The organism is Vibrio sp. 10N.261.54.E10 (genome assembly GCF_002877735.2).
Classification (GTDB): domain Bacteria; phylum Pseudomonadota; class Gammaproteobacteria; order Enterobacterales; family Vibrionaceae; genus Vibrio; species Vibrio crassostreae_C.
This window is the reverse complement of record NZ_MCXE02000001.1, coordinates 1,887,947-1,907,230: the sequence shown is the minus strand read 5'-3', so window position 1 is coordinate 1,907,230 and position 19,284 is coordinate 1,887,947. Positions and strand designations below refer to the sequence as shown.

Genomic DNA, 19,284 nt, shown 5'->3' with positions numbered 1-19,284 from the left:
TAACCACTTAATAGAGAAGTTATGATGAATTTAGAAGGCAAAGTTGCACTAGTTACAGGCGCAAGCCGTGGCATCGGTCGTGCAATCGCTGAACTTTTAGTTGAGCGTGGTGCTAAAGTTATCGGTACTGCGACATCTGAAGGCGGCGCAGCTGCAATCAGCGAGTACCTTGGTGAGAACGGTAAAGGTCTTGCTCTTAATGTAACGGATACTGACTCAATTGCTGCTACACTGAAAACCATCAACGATGAATTCGGTGCGATTGACATTCTAGTTAACAACGCTGGTATCACTCGTGATAACCTACTTATGCGTATGAAAGACGACGAATGGAATGACATCATCGATACTAACCTAACGCCTATCTTCCGCATGTCTAAAGCTGTATTGCGTGGCATGATGAAGAAGCGTCAAGGTCGTATAGTAAACGTTGGTTCTGTAGTAGGTACAATGGGTAACGCTGGTCAAGCTAACTACGCAGCTGCAAAAGCAGGCGTAATTGGTTTTACTAAATCAATGGCTCGTGAAGTTGCGTCTCGTGGCGTTACAGTGAACACTGTAGCTCCTGGTTTCATCGAAACTGACATGACTAAAGCGCTAAATGATGACCAACGTGCAGCAACTTTGGCGAATGTACCAGCAGGTCGACTAGGTGACCCTCGCGAAATCGCTGAAGCTGTGGTATTTTTGGCGTCACCTGCGGCAGCTTATATCACAGGTGAAACACTTCACGTCAATGGCGGTATGTACATGGTGTAAATTATGTGCAACATTTGTGCATGATTTAAGTCAAGATCATACGTAATTTCGGTTAAAATCGTGAAAATTGTGGTTTGACCAGAAAAGTTGACCTTGCAACTTTCAATAGATTGAATAAACTACGGAAAACATCGCATAAAGCGAACTCTGTAAAGGAAAAGAAAAAATGAGCAACCTCGAAGAACGCGTAAAGAAAATCATTGTTGAACAGCTAGGTGTAGACGAAGCTGAAGTTAAAAACGAAGCTTCTTTCGTTGATGACCTAGGTGCAGATTCTCTAGACACAGTAGAGCTAGTAATGGCTCTAGAAGAAGAATTTGACACTGAAATCCCAGATGAAGAAGCTGAGAAAATTACTACTGTTCAAGCAGCTATCGATTACGTAACTAGCGCTCAGTAATAATCTCTCCCAGGCGGTCACCTCGACCGCCTGTGTTTTATCTAACTCATCTATCCTCATCTTAAATCACCTCAATCCCCGGAGTGTAAAATCGTGTCCAAGCGTCGTGTAGTTGTCACTGGCATGGGTATGTTGTCACCGGTAGGCAACACTGTAGAATCTTCTTGGAAAGCCCTGCTAGCTGGTCAAAGTGGTATCGTTAATATCGATCATTTTGATGCAACCAATTTCTCAACTCGTTTTGCAGGTCTAGTTAAAGACTTTAACTGCGAAGAGTATATGACTAAAAAAGATGCTCGTAAGATGGACTTGTTCATCCAGTACGGCGTCGCAGCAGGTATTCAAGCTTTAGATGATTCAGCCCTAACTATTACTGAAGAAAACGCTCCACGTGTGGGTGTTGCTATCGGTTCTGGTATTGGTGGTCTTGGTTTGATCGAAGCCGGTCACCAAGCTCTAACTGAAAAAGGCCCTCGTAAGATCAGCCCGTTCTTCGTACCGTCGACGATCGTGAATATGATTGCTGGTCACATGTCTATCATGCGTGGCCTACGCGGTCCAAACATCGCGATTTCTACTGCATGTACGACTGGCCTACATAACATTGGTCACGCGGCTCGTATGATTGCATACGGCGATGCAGACGCAATGCTAGCGGGTGGTGCTGAAAAAGCATCAACTCCACTAGGTATGGGCGGTTTTGGTGCGGCTAAAGCACTTTCTACTCGTAACGATGAGCCTCAAAAAGCTTCTCGTCCATGGGACAAAGGCCGTGATGGCTTCGTTCTTGGCGACGGTGCAGGCATGATGGTTCTTGAAGAGTACGAACATGCGAAAGCTCGTGGCGCTAAGATTTACTGTGAGCTAGTTGGCTTCGGTATGTCGGGTGACGCTTACCACATGACATCTCCAAGTGAAGATGGCTCAGGTGGCGCACTAGCAATGGAAGCGGCTATGCGTGATGCTGGCATTACTGGTGAACAAATCGGTTATGTAAACGCACACGGTACTTCGACTCCTGCAGGTGACGTAGCGGAAGTTAAGGGCATCAAGCGTGCTCTTGGCGAAGCAGGCAGCAAGCAAGTATTGGTTTCTTCTACGAAATCAATGACAGGCCACCTTCTAGGTGCTGCTGGTTCTGCTGAAGCTATCATCACGGCTATGTCTCTGGTTGACCAAATTGTTCCACCAACAATCAACCTAGATGATCCTGAAGAAGGCTTAGATATTGACTTAGTACCTCACACTGCGCGTGAAGTTAGCAACATGGAATATGCTGCATGTAACTCATTCGGTTTCGGTGGTACAAACGGCTGTTTGATCTTCAAAAAGATTTAATCATCTTATTAAAGACGTAAACACTCGTAGATAGTCACAATTAGACTTGTTTTTAAACGGCTTGATGCTTTAGCATTGAGCCGTTTCTTTTTATGGGGAAAAACATGTTTTGGGTTGATGGAGAAAGCCAGCAAACTATCGATATTTTGGATCGCTCGTTTCAGTACGGAGACGGCTGTTTTACGACAATGCTCGTGAGTGATGGTGAGATACAACATCTTCACGATCATCAGCACCGTGTCGACGAGTGCCTTAAAGCACTACGCATTTCTGCTCTTGATTGGGATGTTGTTAGTCTTTGGCTCGATACTGCGCTTCAACACATCCAACATAACGCTCTTCATGGCACAAAGAGCCTTGATGGTTCAAAGAAGCTCCATAACGCCAACAAGCCTCATAATCAAAAAGCAGGGATCAAGCTGCACGTTAGTCGTGGAGCGGGTGGGCGTGGCTACAGTACCAAGAATATCGCCAAGCCGACAATCACCATCAGTACCTTTGATTACCCAAGCCATTATTCAGCGTGGCAAGACTCCGGTGTTGAACTCGGTATCTGCCATCAAGCGCTAGGTTTGAGCCCACTACTGGCTGGCCATAAGCACAATAATCGCCTTGAGCAGATTTTGATGAAAGATGAAATGGATCAAGCTAATGAAGTGGATGGCGTGGTTCTTGATATATCGGGCAATGTGATTGAAACCACCATGGCCAATCTGTTCTGGCGCAAAGGTCAGTCGATATACACACCTCAACTCACTCAAAGTGGTGTCGCGGGGGTTATGCGTAAGCAAGTGTTAACCGCGCTGAATCAGGCTGAACTTTCCGTTACAATTAGTGACTACTGCTTATCTCAACTCATGCAAGCTGATGAGGTTTTCATGACAAACTCCATTTTAGGGGTTGCCCCAGTTACCCGTATTAGTGATACCCAATTTAACATTGGAACCATTACTCGTAGCCTTCAAGGACAACTAAACTCGTGATCAAAAAGTTATTTATTTTTATTATCTTGTGCTTAATTGCAGCCGGTGCTGCTGGTTTTTATGTTTACAACCAAGCGCAAGATAACCTGAAACAAGTTATTCAATTAGAAAAACCACAAGTCGTGACTGTTGCTTCAGGTAGCAGCTTTAACCGCGTTCTAGCCCAGTTGATTAACGAGGGGCTGTTTGAGGCTTCTCCTTACGAGAAATTAATCCGTAAGTTACATCCTGAGCTTGTAGACGTAAAAGCGGGTACTTTCCTGCTTGAACCGGGTTTAACCTTAGAGCAAGCGCTACAGGTGCTTGTAGAAGGGAAAGAACACCAGTTTACTATTACCTTTGTTGAAGGCAGTCGTTTTGACGAATGGCTTGTTCAGCTAAAAGACAACGAATTCATTCAACAGACATTGGATGGCGTTTCTGAAAAAGAGATCGCTGAAAAGTTGGGTATTGAAAACGAAAAGCTAGAAGGTCTCTTCTTAGCAGAAACATACCACTACACCTACGGCACCACTGATTTAGATTTGTTGAAGCGCGCGCATCGAGACCTAATGAGCGTGGTGAATGAAGAGTGGGAAAATCGAGCGGATAAGCTGCCTCTTAAATCGCCATACGAAGCGCTAATTCTTGCGTCTATCATTGAGAAAGAGACTGCAGTAGCGTCAGAGCGTGAACGTGTGTCTTCTGTGTTCGTTAATCGCTTGAACAAGCGTATGCGTCTGCAAACTGACCCAACGGTTATCTACGGCATGGGCGACAGTTACAAAGGCAATATACGTAAGAAAGACTTACGTACTCCAACGCCATACAACACTTATACAATGAGTGGTTTACCACCGACGCCGATTGCAATGGCGGGCAAAGCGTCTATCAATGCTGCGCTGAATCCAGAGAAGAGCAACTACCTGTATTTCGTTGCGAGTGGAACTGGCGGTCACGTATTTTCAAAGAGTTTGACTGAGCATAACCGTGCAGTACGAGCTTACTTAAAGCAATTAAGAAAAAACAAATAAAGAAATAATTATGAATCAGTCGAAATTTATCGTGGTTGAAGGCCTTGAAGGCGCTGGCAAAAGCACAGCAATCAATGCCATCGTTGAGACATTAAAAGCATCGGGTGTTGAAGATATTGTTAATACTCGCGAGCCGGGTGGTACTGTCTTAGCTGAAAAAATGCGTTCATTGGTTAAAGAAGAGCACGAAGGCGAGAAGCTTCAAGACATGACTGAATTGCTGTTGATGTATGCAGCACGTGTTCAATTAGTCGAGAACGTCATCAAGCCGGCACTCGCCAATGGTCAATGGGTATTGGGTGATCGTCATGATATGTCTTCACAGGCATACCAAGGTGGTGGTCGCCAGATCGCGCGCACGACTATGGAATCACTGAAAGCAACCACGCTAGGCGGCTTTAAACCCGATCTAACGCTATATTTGGACCTAGACCCTAGAGTAGGGCTAGAGCGTGCTAGAGGCCGTGGTGAGCTTGATAGAATTGAAAAGATGGACATCTCATTTTTCGACCGCACGCGTGAGCGCTATCTAGAAATTGCAGAACAAGATGATTCTGTACTTGTGATTAACGCGCAGCAAGAAATTGAGCAAGTAGCCGCTGATATTAAAGTCGCGCTAACTGCTTGGCTCGACAAACAGTAGGTAGTCATGGCTGAAGTGTATTCTTGGCTCACACCGGTATGGAGTGAGTGGAAAAAAAGTCTCGATGCGGAGCGTTTTCCTAACTCTGTGATTGTTAATGCACCGGAAGGGCTCGGCGTTGATGCTTTGATTAGCCAACTTACCGACGCATTGATGTGCACGAACTATGAAAGCGAGTCGTGCGGGTTTTGCCACAGCTGTGAGTTAATGAAGTCGGGCAGTCATCCTGATTTTCATGTGATCTCACCCGAGAAAGAAGGTAAGTCGATCACGGTTGATCAAGTGCGTGCCAGTAACCGCTGGGCTCAAGAGTCTTCTCAGTTAGGTGGTTTGCGCGTTATTTTGCTTAACCCTGCTGAAGCAATGAACGAATCGGCTTCCAACGCACTATTGAAAACTCTGGAAGAGCCATCAAGCAAGTGCATCTTCATTCTGTCTACTCGTAACAGTAATCGCTTAATGCCGACTATTATTAGCCGTTGTCAGCAATTCAATGTGGTTAGTCCGCAGTTAGAGACAGCATCAGCGTGGTTAGATGGTGAAGTGGGCAAAGCGGTACCGCAGTATATTTTAGCACTCAATGACAACGCGCCTTTAAAAGCAAAAGCGATGTTTGAGCAAGGTGGCGTTGAAGCTTCAACAAAAGCGCTCGATGGCTTTGTGAATGTGATAAAAGGCACTCAACCTGACATGCTAAAGTTCTCTACAGAGCTTAGCAAAGACCCTTTGATTCAACTTGGCTGGCTTTGGCATCTATTGTCAGATGTACAGAAGCTGCATTTTGGTTTGGCGAATCAGGCTTTCACTCCGAGTGCGAAAGCACTGTGTGAGGCGATGTCTTATCAAAGTGCTTATGCAGCATCGAATAAACTGCTGACATTGATTGAGCAGTTAAAGCAACACCCTGGGCTCAATACGGAGCTACTCATAATGAATTGGCTGATAGCCACTTGCGAGGAAACATGTTCGTAGATTCCCACTGTCATTTAGACAAACTGGATTACCAAGATTTACACACCAGCGTAGAAGATGTGGTTAACAAGGCGAAGGCTGCTAATGTAGACCAATTGCTTTCTGTCGGTGTGACACTCGATTCGTTTGAAAATATGCTCGAGATGATCTCGCCGTTTGATAACGTTAAAGCCTCTTGTGGCGTTCACCCTCTCGATGTTGAAAGTGATTTCAGCCTAGAGACAATGCGTGAATACGCGAGCAACCCTAAGGTTGTGGCGATTGGAGAGACAGGTTTAGATTATCACTACCAACCAGAGACGGCGGAGCTGCAACAGCTACGATTTAAGCAGCATGTTGAGTTAGCCGTTGAGCTGAATAAACCTTTGATCATTCACACTCGTAACGCACGTGAAGACACATTAGCTATTTTACGTGATGGCGGAGCTGAGAAGTGTGGCGGTGTGATTCACTGCTTTACCGAAGATCAAGCATTCGCAGAAGCAGCAATGGAACTAGGTTTCTATATCTCAATTTCAGGCATTGTGACCTTTAAGCAGGCTACAGAACTTAAAGAAGTTGTTAAAAACCTACCGCTAAACAGGTTGCTGATCGAGACGGATTCTCCATACTTGGCGCCCATTCCATATCGTGGAAAGCAGAATCAGCCTGCATATGTCGTCGAAGTGGCGGCCTACATTGCGCAATTAAAAGGTGTGTCGATGAAAGAGGTTGCCGAACAAACGACCAAAAATTACCAAAAACTTTTTTTGCGATAAAAATCTAAGTAAACAAATAAAAGGGAGCAAAAGCTCCCTTTTTGTGTTTTTGATCACCAAAAATACGTTTTTTTTTAATGTTTACGAATTATGTTGAACTTGAGAGCGCTAATTATAACATTTGTAATTTTGTTACTAAAAATAACATTCGCTCCTATTTTATTTACCCAGTAAAATAATAGGGCTCTTGAAAAATACTTATATATTTCAATGCATTAAACACTTGTAAAGCATTGCATTTCTAGATTTGACATGTGATCCAAGACGTGTTTTGAAACTAAATTTCGTAAGTGACTAGAAAGTTAGTTCCCCATCAATATATATTTAGCGGCAGAAAATATAATGCAATACATGGTTACATTTTCGCAGGGTGCTAACATATAGGCTACGGGGGTGTGCCGTTAGAACCCAATATAATTATTTTATCTTTATCAGGAGCATAAACATGTTTAAGAACCTTTTTGCTAGCCTGCAGAAAGTTGGTAAGTCTCTGATGCTTCCAGTATCAGTTTTACCAGTTGCGGGTATTTTGCTAGGTGTCGGTGCAGCAGATCTTCCTTTCATTCCAGAAATCGTTTCAAACTTAATGGAACAAGCTGGTGGTTCAGTATTCGGTCAAATGGCACTACTGTTCGCAGTAGGTGTTGCACTTGGCTTTACTAACAACGATGGTGTAGCGGGTCTAGCTGCTATCGTTGGTTATGGCATCATGACTGCTACACTTGGCGTAATGGCTGGTGTAATGGGCGTTGATAAAATCGATACTGGTGTACTAGGTGGTATCCTAGTCGGTGGTGTTGCTGCTTGGGCATTCAACCGTTTCTTCCGTATTCAACTACCAGAGTACCTTGGCTTCTTCGCTGGTAAGCGTGCTGTGCCAATCATCACAGGTTTCTCTGCGATTGGTCTAGCAATCCTACTATCTGTAGTATGGCCACCAGTTGGCGGCGCTATCTCTGCGTTCTCTGATTGGGCTGCTCACCAAAACCCACAAGTGGCGTTTGGTATCTACGGTATCGTTGAGCGTTCTCTAATTCCATTTGGTCTTCACCACGTTTGGAACGTACCTTTCTTCTTTGAAGCTGGTACTTGTGTAAACGCTGCTGGCGAAACTCAAAACGGTGTTCTTACTTGTTACTTAGTTGCTGATGACGCATCTCGTGCAGCGGGCAATGGCTTCGGTCAGCTAGCTGGTGGTTACATGTTCAAGATGTTCGGTCTACCTGCTGCTGCAATCGCGATTGCACACTCAGCTAAGCCTGAAAACCGCGCTAAAGTAATGGGCATCATGGCTTCTGCTGCGTTGACTTCATTCCTAACGGGTATCACTGAACCAATCGAATTCTCTTTCCTATTCGTTGCTCCAGTACTGTACGCAATCCACGCTCTACTAGCTGGTTCTGCATACGTTCTTGCGAACACTCTAGGTTTTGTACACGGTACATCTTTCTCACACGGTCTAATCGACTTCCTAGTTCTATCTGGCAACGCGTCTAAGATGGGCCTAATGGTTGTATGTGGTATTGCTTACGCTGCAATTTACTACATCGTATTCCGCACTGTGATTAAAGCTCTAGACCTTAAAACTCCAGGCCGTGAAGACGAGACTGAAGAAGAGTCAGTTGCGACTGGTTCTGAACTTGCTGGTGAGCTAGTTGCTGCATTCGGTGGCAAAGCGAACATCACTGGTCTTGACGCTTGTATTACTCGTCTACGTGTTGCAGTAGCTGATACAGCTCTTGTTGACCAAGACAAGCTGAAGAAACTAGGCGCTGCAGGTGTTGTAGTAGTAGCGGGTGGCGTACAAGCTATCTTCGGTACTAAGTCTGACAACCTTAAGACAGACATGGATGAGTGGATCCGTAACAACGGTTAATTCTCTGATTCAATAAATTGAAAGGAGGCCGAAAGGCCTCCTTTTTTGTTTTCTGCTCTATGAAAGATCTATTGTGCTTAATCTCCATTAACTCAGATACTTATCATTCAACTCGATCAGTTGATGGTTGCTCTTAAATTTTTCGTGTCTTTTATCTTTTACCTAGCGATGACACCTTTCGTTATTATTCCAGTAAACTACCGCTTTTAAACACAGTCTGAGAATATTATGAAACATCGTTACTTGATCGGCCTTATGTGCTGCAGCGGAGCCTCGTTTGCTCACGCTTCTGAAGCTCCAGCTTTGGAAGTTGGACTTGCCATTGACCAAGACCTGAGTGTCGTTGTGGAATTTGATCAGAAATACCGTGCTACGATTGGCAATGACGGCGCTGCCTTTGATTACATTTTGAAGCGTGGTCAGTTCGAGACTGAAGCTCCGTTGAGCTGGTACGTCGGTGCTGGTGCTTGGGCTGAATGGAATGACGACTTTGGCTTACGCTTGCCGTTAGGCGTGAAAGTGAATTTCTACGAAGGTTGGAATGCTTACGCTCAAGTTCACCCTGAACTCGATATGTATAAAGGTGTTGAGTTGCAAATAGGCGGCGCTTTAGGTGTTACCTATAAGTTCTAACCTGAACTAAAACCGTTTTAATAATGAAAAAACCAGCATTTAGCTGGTTTTTTCGTTTGGGCCGATCTTATATTTTGCTTCATTGAGCCACTTAGAAAGTAAAACTCAGTCCGACATTGGCTTGGAATTGGTTCATCCAGTCAGTATCAAAGCGAATGATGCACTCTTGCCCGTTATTTGGGATATTACAAACACCGGAGGTATCGTTGTCGACAACCGTGCCTAACCAACGTACTTGTGTGTTCAACGCTAGTCGGTCACTAAATTTGTACTCTAAGCCACCAAAGATAGAAGTTGAGAATCCATACTTATCTTTTGCCCAGTCTACATCGACGTAAGAAGCACCCAGGCCTAGCCCTAGATAACCCGACAACACAGGCGAAGCAGGGTAGTAGATGCTGCTTTGAAGGTGCAGGTATTGGATGGAGGAGCTTAGGTTGAGCGTTTCTAATTCCGAGCTCTGATTGGAGTAGAAGAAGCCGATGCGTCCTTTTTCAAGTGGCGTTTCAATGGCAAAGGTGTAATTTTCAGAGCCTTTCATGTCATAGGTTTTACCGTCCTGGTCTTCGACACTGCCACCGCCGGTATAACCTACCATAGGTGTAATGATGATCTCCGGCGAAGCATACGCGCTTGAAACGGAGAGAAGCGTAATCAGTGCCATCATATTTGCTTTGTTATTCATGAGTATATCCTTATCCATACACTTACTAATTGTGATGGTTACATCAATATTGTGCGACTAATTTCGACGATTCTTGAAGATACTTCACACACCTGATAGTACTTAAATAGAGACTCGACAAATTAATAATAAGCCAGAGGTGTCTATGGACCATAATCTGAAAAATGCCCTACAAATTACCGTGTTTATCTACATGATCATTCTTTCATTTGGCTTTATTGCGATTGGTAGTTAATACCATCTATTGCGAGGCTGAGTTTTGATACTCAGGGAATAATGAATAGTGGGATTATAACCAATATTGATACAGCAATAGACTTGGATTATTACGCTAAGTTTATTGCTGGAAAAACAGCACTGGTCGCTCAAGGTGGCGGACAGAGAAGTATTTTTACTTCTGGAGTGCTGGATGCCTTTCTTCTCTCAAATTTTGACCCCTTCGACGAATTTTTTGGTACCTCAGCAGGTGCTCTCAACTTATGTGCTTATCTGTGCCGTGATAAAGGCCTTGGACGTTCTTTTGTTCTCGACCTCACAACCTCACCAGAGTTCTTCAATCTCTTTTCCTATATACGACACAGAAAGAACCTAGGATTAGAATGGGCGCTAGAACAAATTATGGCTTACCCATATAAGCTCGATCTGGATTTAGGGCGACAAACGCTAGGCGATCGCCACTTCTATGCGGCTGTAACGGATTCCAAAGACTTACGAGACCACTACTTCCCATTATTGGGCGAAGATTGGTACAAGGTGATGATTGCGACCTGTGCTATTCCTCGCTTGTACAATGACGAAGTCTTTATTGGTGACAGTGCTTATGTGGACGGTGGTGTATCGGCGTGTATCCCAGTTCAAGAAGCCTGGCGAAGACAAGCTCGTTCTATTGTGGTGATTCGTACTGAGCCAGTGGTGGAGGAAGGCAATAACCATTTGGTTGAAGCTCCAGTCAAGGGATCTTCAGTCAAAGCGCCTAAACCAATCTCTGCCGAAGAACTGGAATGGTTCCGCGAATCTTTTGACAGTGTTCAAGGTCATTGGCAACAGAAAGTGGAACAGTGGAAAACCGACTGGACCTCTTTCTTCCAACAACAAATTATGCGCTCAAAAGAGCAGAAGCGTGACCGTGGGCATTTAGACCTGCTGAACGGTGGTCGCTGGCTATTTGGTGCAGATGATATTTATCGCTTAAGTCATTTAATCGGAGATAAGTTTGATTCAGGCTTGGCTGACATGCTAATGGTGCATTATCAGACCTACTCATTGACTCAGGATTTTTTGAATTCGCCACCAGACGACGCGTTTGTGGTTCAGATAGCACCTAGTCAAACGCTTAAATCGAGCTCATTAATGAGTCATAAAGATGATTTACTGCATGATTACGAATTGGGTTTAGAAGCCGGTTACCGATTTGTGGAGACCTATACCTCAACGGAAAACGCGCGCAATTCTCATATGCCACAGTTAGCCACCATTGCTGCTGGCAAGTAATTCTCGAAGTTGATGAGCTAGCATACTGTGAGCTCGTTATGCTGTTTAAGCAGATTGTAGTGAGTCGTGTTCTGAAATGAAAAAGGGTTATTGAACTTGGTTCGATAACCCTTTTAAGTTTTTGAGATTAGGCGAATCGTTTCGCCTTAAGGTCAAATATCAGGTGACAGGCAAGATTCTCATACAGTTGGTTGACCCTGCTACATCCATAATGTCGCCTTGAGTGACGATCACTAGGTCACCAAACTTAAGGTGTCCTTTCTCTTTCAAGCAAGTGAGTGTAGATAGTGCAATGTCAAAGCTGTCTTCGGCTTCTGTCTCGAAGTAGATAGGTGTCACACCTCGGTATAAGGTACAGCGATTAAGCGTTCCTTCGTTACGAGACAGCGCGTAGATCGGCATGTCGGCACTCAGGCGAGACATCATCAGTGCGGTGCGGCCTGACTCGGTGAGAGTGACAACGCCTTTAATGCCTTCCATATGGTTTGCAGAGTAGATGGTCGCCATCGAAACGGTTTCTTCGGCAGTAACAAAGGTGCGGTCAATACGGTAATTGGATTGGTTATTAATGCCTGCCATTTTTTCCGCACCAATACAGACTTCAGCCATCGATTTTACGGTCTCGACTGGGTAGTCACCAGCTGCAGTTTCACCAGACAGCATCACAGCATCGGTGCCATCGAGTACGGCGTTGGCAACATCCATAACTTCGGCACGGGTTGGCATTGGCGCAGAAATCATTGATTCCATCATCTGAGTTGCGGTGATGACAGTTCGGTTAAGCGCTCTGGCACGGCGTATAAGCTGTTTTTGTACTCCGACTAACTCAGGGTCGCCAATTTCCACTCCGAGGTCACCACGAGCCACCATGACCACATCTGAGGCCATTATGATGTCATCCATGTTCTCAACTGTAGCTACTGTCTCTGCTCGCTCCACTTTTGCGACGAGGTGAGCTTCTAAGCCGGCTTCTCGTGCAAGCTGACGAGCATAATGCATGTCTTCACCATTACGAGGGAAAGACACCGCTAGGTAATCCACTTTGATTTGTGCGGCGGTGACGATGTCGCGCTTGTCTTTTTCTGTTAGCGCTTCTGCGGAAAGGCCACCCCCTTTTTTGTTGATGCCTTTGTTATTTGAGAGTGGGCCGCCAATGATGACTTCGGTATGAACGCGACAGCCTTCCACTTTGGTTACTTTGAGTTGAACACGACCATCGTCAAGCAACAGTATATCGCCGGCGGATACGTCGTTAGGCAGTTCTTTGTAATCAAGGCCAACGGCTTTTTGATTGCCTTCACCTAAACCTAGGCTGCTGTCGAGAGTAAATAGGTCACCTACGGCAAGTTGAATTTTGCCATCTTTGAATGTCGACACACGAATCTTGGGACCTTGTAAGTCTCCGAGAATGGCGATTTGAGTACCGTGTCTTTTTGCTATTGCTCTGACTTTTTCTGCGCGTTGTATATGGTCGTCGCTGGTGCCGTGAGAGAAGTTCATACGAACAATATTGGCACCGGCTTTGATGATCTCTTCAAGCACGTTACCTTTATCAGTAGAAGGGCCTAGCGTTGTGACGATTTTCGTTTTTCTTAATTCGGCTGTCATGAATACTCCTAGAGTGAGGCCAAGTAATCTTTTAAAAGACTGAATTAAGTATATGCATTAATTGATAATTTATTGGGAGCTAGGAGGATATTTCTTGATTTGCCTTTAATTATTGAATTCAGGGCTCAAATGCGATGTTTTATTCTGAAAATTAAGTCGCAAATTATCGATGTGGGTGTTAATTTTCCTCGAACTATTTGACTCGATACACAAAGATTCATGTATATACGTGATACTGGTCACGGCGATATACCAAGTGACTTCACAATTACTTCGCAAAGTAAAAAAATTACCTCGTTGATGATTTCTGGAGCGTAAAATGTACATGGCTCAACCGGGCCATATTGATCATATCAAACAGGTCAATGCTGGTCGTGTATATAAACTAATTGACCTTAAAGGTCCTATTTCTCGTATCGATCTGTCCAAGCAAAGTGAGTTGGCTCCGGCGAGTATTACTAAAATTACCCGTGAACTCATTGAAGCTCACCTTATTCACGAAACGACGGTTCAAGAAGCCACTACTCGTGGGCGTCCTGCTGTCGGTCTGCAAACCAATAACGAAGGTTGGCAATTTTTGTCGATGCGTCTTGGTCGCGGATACTTGACGATCGCGCTCCATGAATTGGGCGGCGACGTGCTTATCGATACCAAGATTGATATCCATGAACGTGATCAAGACGATGTGCTTGCGCGTCTTCTCCATGAAATCGATGAGTTCTTCCAAACCTATGCCGAGCAACTCGACAGGGTGACGAGTATCGCTATCACACTGCCAGGTCTGGTGAATTCAGAGCAAGGTATTGTGTTGCAGATGCCGCACTATAACGTTGAAAACTTAGCGTTGGGGCCGGAGATCTACAAAGAAACCGGTTTGCCAGTTTTTATTGCCAATGATACCCGAGCGTGGGCATTAGCAGAAAAGCTGTTTGGTAACTCACAAGACAACGACAACTCTGTTCTTATCTCGATTCACCACGGTTTAGGTGCCGGGATCATTCTTGATGGTCGCGTTCTGCAAGGACGTCACGGTAACATCGGTGAGTTGGGGCATATCCAGATCGACAAGGAAGGCAAGCTTTGCCACTGTGGTAATCGAGGCTGTTTAGAAACGGTGGCGAGTTCTCAGGCAATCCGTGAGCAAGTCAAAGAGCGATTGGTAAATGGTGAAGAATCAACGCTAACGGTGTTTGAAGACGTCACTATTGAACAGATCTGTGCTGCCGCTGCTAATGGGGATCCGCTGGCTGTCGAAGTGATTGAACAGTTAGGCCGTTATCTAGGTTCTGCGATTGCGATTGTGATTAACCTGTTCAACCCAGAGAAAATCTTGGTGGGTGGTGTTATCAATCAGGCGAAGAGCGTGTTATACCCGGCGATTCAAAAGTGTATCGAAGAGCAGAGTCTATCGGTTTACCATAAAGACTTAGAGCTGGTGGAATCTCGTTTTTATAAGCAGGCAACCATGCCAGGTGCTGCGCTCATCAAGCAGGCCTTATACGATGGCCAACTGTTAATGAAAGTTATTGAAGGTTAACCCCTTTTTCTCGTCTTGTAGCTTTACCTTGAACCTTTCCATGTACTTAAGCTTTGTATAACATCATTTGTTGTACTTAGTTTAAGCATTCTGTGCATTGGCGCTTTGCTTTAACCTATTGAAGTAGGCTATTGTAGCCACAGTTATTATTTGTCACTAAGGTGTTGTATGTCTGGCGTTTTAAATTCGGTTGATCAGAGAACCAAACTGGTCGGTGAAAACCGTCTGGAACTCTTGTTATTCAGCTTAAATAGTCGTCAACTATTTGCGATTAACGTATTTAAAGTGAAAGAAGTCCTCAAAGTGCCAGTACTCACTCGCTTACCGGGCTCTCATCATCATATTACGGGTGTTGCGTCTTTACGTGGTGAATCGGTGCCTGTTATCGATTTACGCAGTGCCATTGGCTTTCCGCCATCTCGTGCGGAGTCTCAAGAGAGCAACCTGATTATTACGGAATACAACCGAACCGTACAAGGTTTCTTGGTTGGGCAAGTTCGTAATATCGTGAACACGACATGGACAGAAATCCAGCCGCCGCCAAAGACAACAGGCCGTGCAAACTACCTAACCGCTATTACGCATATTCAAGAAGAAGAGCAGCACAAGATCGTCGAGATCATCGATGTTGAGAAAGTGTTGGCTGAGATCATTGATTACGATGTCTCGATCTCTGAAGGCGTTTTAGATGAACAATTAGCTCAGGAGATGATAGGACGCAATGTGCTTATCGTTGATGACTCTTCAACAGCGCGTAACCAGATCAAAGGCACCTTGTCGCAGTTGGGTTTGAACATTATTGAGTGTTGTGATGGCTTAGAAGCACTGACCTTACTTAAGGGCTGGTGTGATGAAGGCAAAGACATCAATCAAGAAATATTGTTGATGATCACCGATGCTGAAATGCCTGAAATGGACGGCTACAAGCTGACACACGAAGTACGTACTGACCCAAGAATGCATGACCTATTCATCACGCTAAATACTTCATTAAGTGGAAGTTTTAATGAAGCTATGGTTGAGAAAGTAGGGTGTAACCGCTTTATTTCTAAGTTCCAGCCAGACCTCTTGGTTGAAGTGACTCAAGAGCGAATGCGTCAGATTTTATAATTAATGCTGCTGTACGGTTTGTTTTGAGTGACCTTATAGAAAACGCTTGCTAATATTCACGCAGCATATTTTTCTTAACGAAATATGCTCAACTACTAGCGTAATTTTTCACACACAATCTAAGGTAGTTCCTCTTAATGATATGGTTAACGTCTAAAGTCGTCATGACTTTGAGCTTATTACTGTATAGGGAATTTAAGAAAAGACGTACGGAAGCTGAAGTTGAGTCATAACTCAACAACTGGAATTGAAGGGAAGCGGATGCTTCCCTTTTTCGTTTTTCTTTCTCTCTTTTCTTTAGCCAATGATCGATTGAGAACAGTTGGTACTTCGCTAATGAAAATCCCGAGATTTGGTTTTCAAGCCAACAATTTCATCGGTAATATCGATAAGTTTTCCCGCGATAACATGCACGACTTCACCTTCTTTTTCTAATATCCCTTGTACTTTTAACGCCTTGGCTGTGAGATAAGCTTGCTGTTGAGCGCGTGCGGTTGCTCCCCATACCACGACATTAATATTGCCAGTGCTATCTTCCAGCGTAACAAAGGTGACACCTGCCGCGGTGCCGGGAGATTGTTTACCTGTGACTAATCCGACAACGGTGACCATAGATTTGTGTCTTTGCTGTATTAAATCTTTCATGTGTGTGAATCGACCTAATCGTCCTGCTTCTTCGAGTAAAGTGATGGGGTGCTTGTTCAATGAAATTCCGACACTGGTGAAGTCTTCGAGTAGATCTTGCATCTCATTGGGCTTGTGCAGTACATGTTCGTCATGTCCTGCCTCAGCATCGTCATAGGCTTGGCTAAACAGAGGTAAATCCGACGCCGAGTCCATGATCGCCCAGCGAGTCTGGAAGCGGTCTCCAGAAACGTTATGTAGCGCATTGGCCGATGCCAGTAGCTCGATATCTTTCTTATTCATCGATAACTGTTTCACCTGACTAGGGTGGCGATAACCGGATGGTGGACGATTGGCGAGCACGCTTTGAATTCCATGCTCGCTGAATCCTTTGATTTGTCGCAGCCCTAAGCGAATCGCTAGACCATTCTGATGAGGGGCAACCGTGTGGTCGTTTTGAGAAGCGTTCACACATACCGGAAGTATCACCACATTGTGTCGTTGTGCGTCTTGTACTAACTGTGAAGGGCTATAAAACCCCATCGGTTGGCTATTCAACAGAGAAGCGTAGAAGCACTCTGGGTAGTAGCATTTCAACCAAGCGGAGCAATACGCTAACACCGCAAACGAAGCGGAGTGGCTTTCAGGAAAACCGTACTCGCCAAAGCCGCATATCTGTTTAAAGATCTGCTCAGCAAACTCTGTCTCATAGCCGCGCTTTTGCATTCCTTCGATGAGTTTGTTTTTAAACTTAAAGACGTTGCCATTTTTCTTCCAAGCGGCCATTGCCCGTCTGAGTTGATCTGCTTCTCCGCCTGTGAACCCTGCAGCGACCATCGCGAGTTTGATCACTTGCTCTTGGAATATCGGTACACCTAAGGTGCGCGACAGTACTGATTCCACGTCTTTAGATGGATAACTGATTGGCTCAATGCCATCTCGACGCTTGAGAAACGGATGCACCATATCACCCTGAATAGGGCCTGGGCGTACGATAGCGATTTGAATCACCAAGTCGTAATAAGTCTTCGGTTTAAGCCTTGGCAGCATGCTCATTTGTGCGCGTGACTCAATTTGGAATATCCCGACTGTGTCTGCTCGCTGAATCATGCCGTAAACCTGAGGATCGTCCTTAAGGCGAGTGATCTCAGCAATGGTCAGTGATCGCCCGTGAATACGTTTGATCAGGTCGAAACATTTACGAATCGCAGAGAGCATACCCAACGCGAGCACATCAACTTTCAGCAAGCCTAAGGTTTCTAGATCATCCTTATCCCATTGGATAATGGTTCGATCGTGCATCGCTGCATTTTCGACGGGAACCAGCTCATACAAAGGCCCTGAGGATATGACAAAGCCACCGACATGTTGAGATAAGTGACGTGGGAAGCCGATAATCTCATTAACCAAGTGGATAAACTGCTGCCCCTTCAAATAATCAGGTTGTAGCCCTAATTGAGTGAGCTGAGCCTGCCAACCTAAGCTTTTGTCCCTGCGATTGGTGTTCTTGATGAAGTAGTCGAGCTGAGTTTCTTGTAGCCCTAATGCTTTCCCCACATCTCTCACCGCACTTTTGAAGCGATAAGAGATGACTGTTGCAGCAAGTGCAGCCCGTTCTCTACCGTATTTTTTATAGATGTATTGGATGACTTCTTCACGACGTTCGTGTTCAAAATCGACATCAATATCAGGCGGCTCATCGCGCTCTTTACTGATGAAACGCTCAAACAGCACCGAGATCTGTCTTGGGTCGACAGAGGTGATTTCTAAGCAGTAACAGACCACGGAATTGGCCGCTGAACCTCGACCTTGGTAAAGAATGCCTTGGCTTTTGGCAAACATGACGATGTCATGAATGGTGAGAAAGAAGAAAGGGTAGTCGAGATCATCAATCAGCCCGAGCTCTTTATCTATGATTTGTTGAATGTCGCGAGGCACGCCTTGTGGGAAGCGAGCTTGTTTCCCTCTTTCGACCAACATGCGCAGATAACTCATGGGCGTCTCACCTTGAGGAATCAGCTCGCTTGGATATTCGTAGCGCAAACTGTTTAACTCAAATTCGCACAGTTCTGAGATTCGGTTGCTCTCTTCTAGCCACTCCGCTTTGAAAATACGTGAGAGCTTATTGATGCTTCGTAAACAGCGCTCGGCATTAGCGAGTAAGTGACTGCCCACTTCGGTAATGGGCTTTTGGTACTTTATCGCAGTGAGTGAGTGCTGTAAGGGTAAGCGGTTAGCATTGTGCATTAGCACGCCACCACAAGCTGTTATCGGCAGTTGATGATGTTGTGACAACTCAACGCAGTAATCTGTGTACTGCTGGTCGGTTTGCTTTAGGTGTCTTTGTAAGCCGATCCAAAGCCGACCTGAATGGTGCTGAGATAGCCATTGCCCCCAGTGCGCGTCTTCATTTTTCTGTTGAGGAAGCCAAAGAATAAAGCAGTGCTTAGCCGACATGATATCCCACTCAGAGAGCTGATAATGTCCCTTATTGCTACGACGTCTCGCGTTGGTAATTATACGGCACAGCTCGGCGTAGGCTTGTCTGTTTGGGCATATCAAGATCACTTGGCACTCTTCATTTAACCAAAACATGCTCCCGACAATTTGCTTGAGTGACAGTTTATGTTGCTTGATTGCAGAGTGAACCTTAACGATGCCCGCGACTGAGCACTCATCAGTAACCGCGAGTGCTTTGTAACGTAAGAAGTCGGCCTGTAAAACAAGCTCTTCCGCATGCGAAGCTCCCTCTAGAAAGGAGTAATTACTTTGACAGAAAAGCTCTGAGTATTGCTGAGACATAATGTGATCTCACTTAACTATTGCGAGTGAACATGATTGAAAAGGGACGCTG

Annotated in this window: 17 protein-coding genes; 14 read left to right on the top strand and 3 right to left on the bottom strand. The window is 45.0% G+C overall.

The features are described from left to right. Positions 1-24 precede the first annotated feature (24 nt). The 10 genes from fabG to BCU07_RS08230 all read left to right on the top strand — a co-directional run bounded on the left by fabG (position 25) and on the right by BCU07_RS08230 (position 9,375). The gene (fabG, locus tag BCU07_RS08275) at positions 25-759 is read left to right on the top strand and encodes a 3-oxoacyl-ACP reductase FabG (protein WP_029235138.1); all 735 of its coding nucleotides are present in this window, start codon (positions 25-27) and stop codon (positions 757-759) included. A 166-nt stretch (positions 760-925) separates the two neighbouring features. Then, entirely contained in the window at positions 926-1,159 is a 234-nt protein-coding gene (gene acpP, locus BCU07_RS08270) for an acyl carrier protein (protein ID WP_004737381.1), read from the top strand. 93 nt (positions 1,160-1,252) lie between these two features. Next, the gene (gene fabF, locus BCU07_RS08265; protein ID WP_010437291.1) at positions 1,253-2,497 is read left to right on the top strand and encodes a beta-ketoacyl-ACP synthase II; all 1,245 of its coding nucleotides are present in this window, start codon (positions 1,253-1,255) and stop codon (positions 2,495-2,497) included. 104 nt (positions 2,498-2,601) lie between these two features. Then, positions 2,602-3,480, top strand: coding sequence for an aminodeoxychorismate lyase (gene pabC, locus BCU07_RS08260; RefSeq protein ID WP_017062150.1), 879 nt, complete (start codon positions 2,602-2,604; stop codon positions 3,478-3,480). Further along, positions 3,477-4,493, top strand: a complete 1,017-nt coding sequence (mltG, locus tag BCU07_RS08255; protein ID WP_102427872.1) for an endolytic transglycosylase MltG — start codon at positions 3,477-3,479, stop codon at positions 4,491-4,493. Before pabC ends, mltG begins: the two co-directional genes overlap by 4 nt. A 10-nt stretch (positions 4,494-4,503) precedes the next feature. Continuing rightward, on the top strand, positions 4,504-5,136 hold the full coding sequence (tmk, locus tag BCU07_RS08250; protein WP_017062148.1) for a dTMP kinase: 633 nt from the start codon (positions 4,504-4,506) through the stop codon (positions 5,134-5,136). A gap of 6 nt (positions 5,137-5,142) precedes the next feature. Then, positions 5,143-6,108: a DNA polymerase III subunit delta' gene (locus BCU07_RS08245; RefSeq protein WP_017062147.1), complete on the top strand. Its 966-nt coding sequence runs from the start codon at positions 5,143-5,145 to the stop codon at positions 6,106-6,108. Further along, complete coding sequence (locus tag BCU07_RS08240) at positions 6,099-6,866, top strand: TatD family hydrolase (protein ID WP_017063483.1); 768 nt, start codon at positions 6,099-6,101, stop codon at positions 6,864-6,866. The genes BCU07_RS08245 and BCU07_RS08240 overlap by 10 nt, the downstream gene beginning before the upstream one ends. 445 nt (positions 6,867-7,311) lie before the next feature. After that, positions 7,312-8,742: a PTS glucose transporter subunit IIBC gene (ptsG, locus tag BCU07_RS08235; RefSeq protein ID WP_017062145.1), complete on the top strand. Its 1,431-nt coding sequence runs from the start codon at positions 7,312-7,314 to the stop codon at positions 8,740-8,742. Between the two features lie 228 nt (positions 8,743-8,970). After that, positions 8,971-9,375 carry a hypothetical protein gene (locus BCU07_RS08230; protein ID WP_102427871.1) on the top strand — a complete coding sequence of 135 codons (405 nt, stop codon included), beginning with the start codon at positions 8,971-8,973 and terminating at the stop codon, positions 9,373-9,375. A 91-nt stretch (positions 9,376-9,466) separates the two neighbouring features. Here BCU07_RS08230 and BCU07_RS08225 read toward each other — a convergent pair whose 3' ends face one another. Continuing rightward, positions 9,467-10,060: an outer membrane beta-barrel protein gene (locus BCU07_RS08225; protein ID WP_017067207.1), complete on the bottom strand. Its 594-nt coding sequence runs from the start codon at positions 10,058-10,060 to the stop codon at positions 9,467-9,469. 145 nt (positions 10,061-10,205) lie between these two features. Between BCU07_RS08225 and BCU07_RS08220 the strand changes: the two genes are divergently transcribed. Together BCU07_RS08220 and BCU07_RS08215 are read left to right on the top strand one after the other, a co-directional pair. Continuing rightward, complete coding sequence (locus BCU07_RS08220; RefSeq protein ID WP_100214626.1) at positions 10,206-10,295, top strand: YnhF family membrane protein; 90 nt, start codon at positions 10,206-10,208, stop codon at positions 10,293-10,295. Between the two features lie 41 nt (positions 10,296-10,336). Further along, entirely contained in the window at positions 10,337-11,551 is a 1,215-nt protein-coding gene (locus BCU07_RS08215; RefSeq protein WP_102427870.1) for a patatin family protein, read from the top strand. A gap of 159 nt (positions 11,552-11,710) precedes the next feature. Here the strand turns inward: BCU07_RS08215 and pyk are convergent, their stop codons facing one another. Next, positions 11,711-13,159: a pyruvate kinase gene (gene pyk, locus BCU07_RS08210; RefSeq protein ID WP_017067208.1), complete on the bottom strand. Its 1,449-nt coding sequence runs from the start codon at positions 13,157-13,159 to the stop codon at positions 11,711-11,713. Between the two features lie 319 nt (positions 13,160-13,478). Between pyk and BCU07_RS08205 the strand changes: the two genes are divergently transcribed. Together BCU07_RS08205 and BCU07_RS08200 are read left to right on the top strand one after the other, a co-directional pair. After that, positions 13,479-14,696, top strand: a complete 1,218-nt coding sequence (locus BCU07_RS08205; RefSeq protein ID WP_017062140.1) for an ROK family protein — start codon at positions 13,479-13,481, stop codon at positions 14,694-14,696. A gap of 168 nt (positions 14,697-14,864) precedes the next feature. Continuing rightward, complete coding sequence (locus tag BCU07_RS08200) at positions 14,865-15,806, top strand: chemotaxis protein CheV (protein WP_017062139.1); 942 nt, start codon at positions 14,865-14,867, stop codon at positions 15,804-15,806. Between the two features lie 333 nt (positions 15,807-16,139). On the opposite strand, the gene BCU07_RS08195 is transcribed toward BCU07_RS08200, so the two are convergent. After that, positions 16,140-19,232: an error-prone DNA polymerase gene (locus BCU07_RS08195; RefSeq protein WP_102427869.1), complete on the bottom strand. Its 3,093-nt coding sequence runs from the start codon at positions 19,230-19,232 to the stop codon at positions 16,140-16,142. Positions 19,233-19,284: the final 52 nt, after the last annotated feature.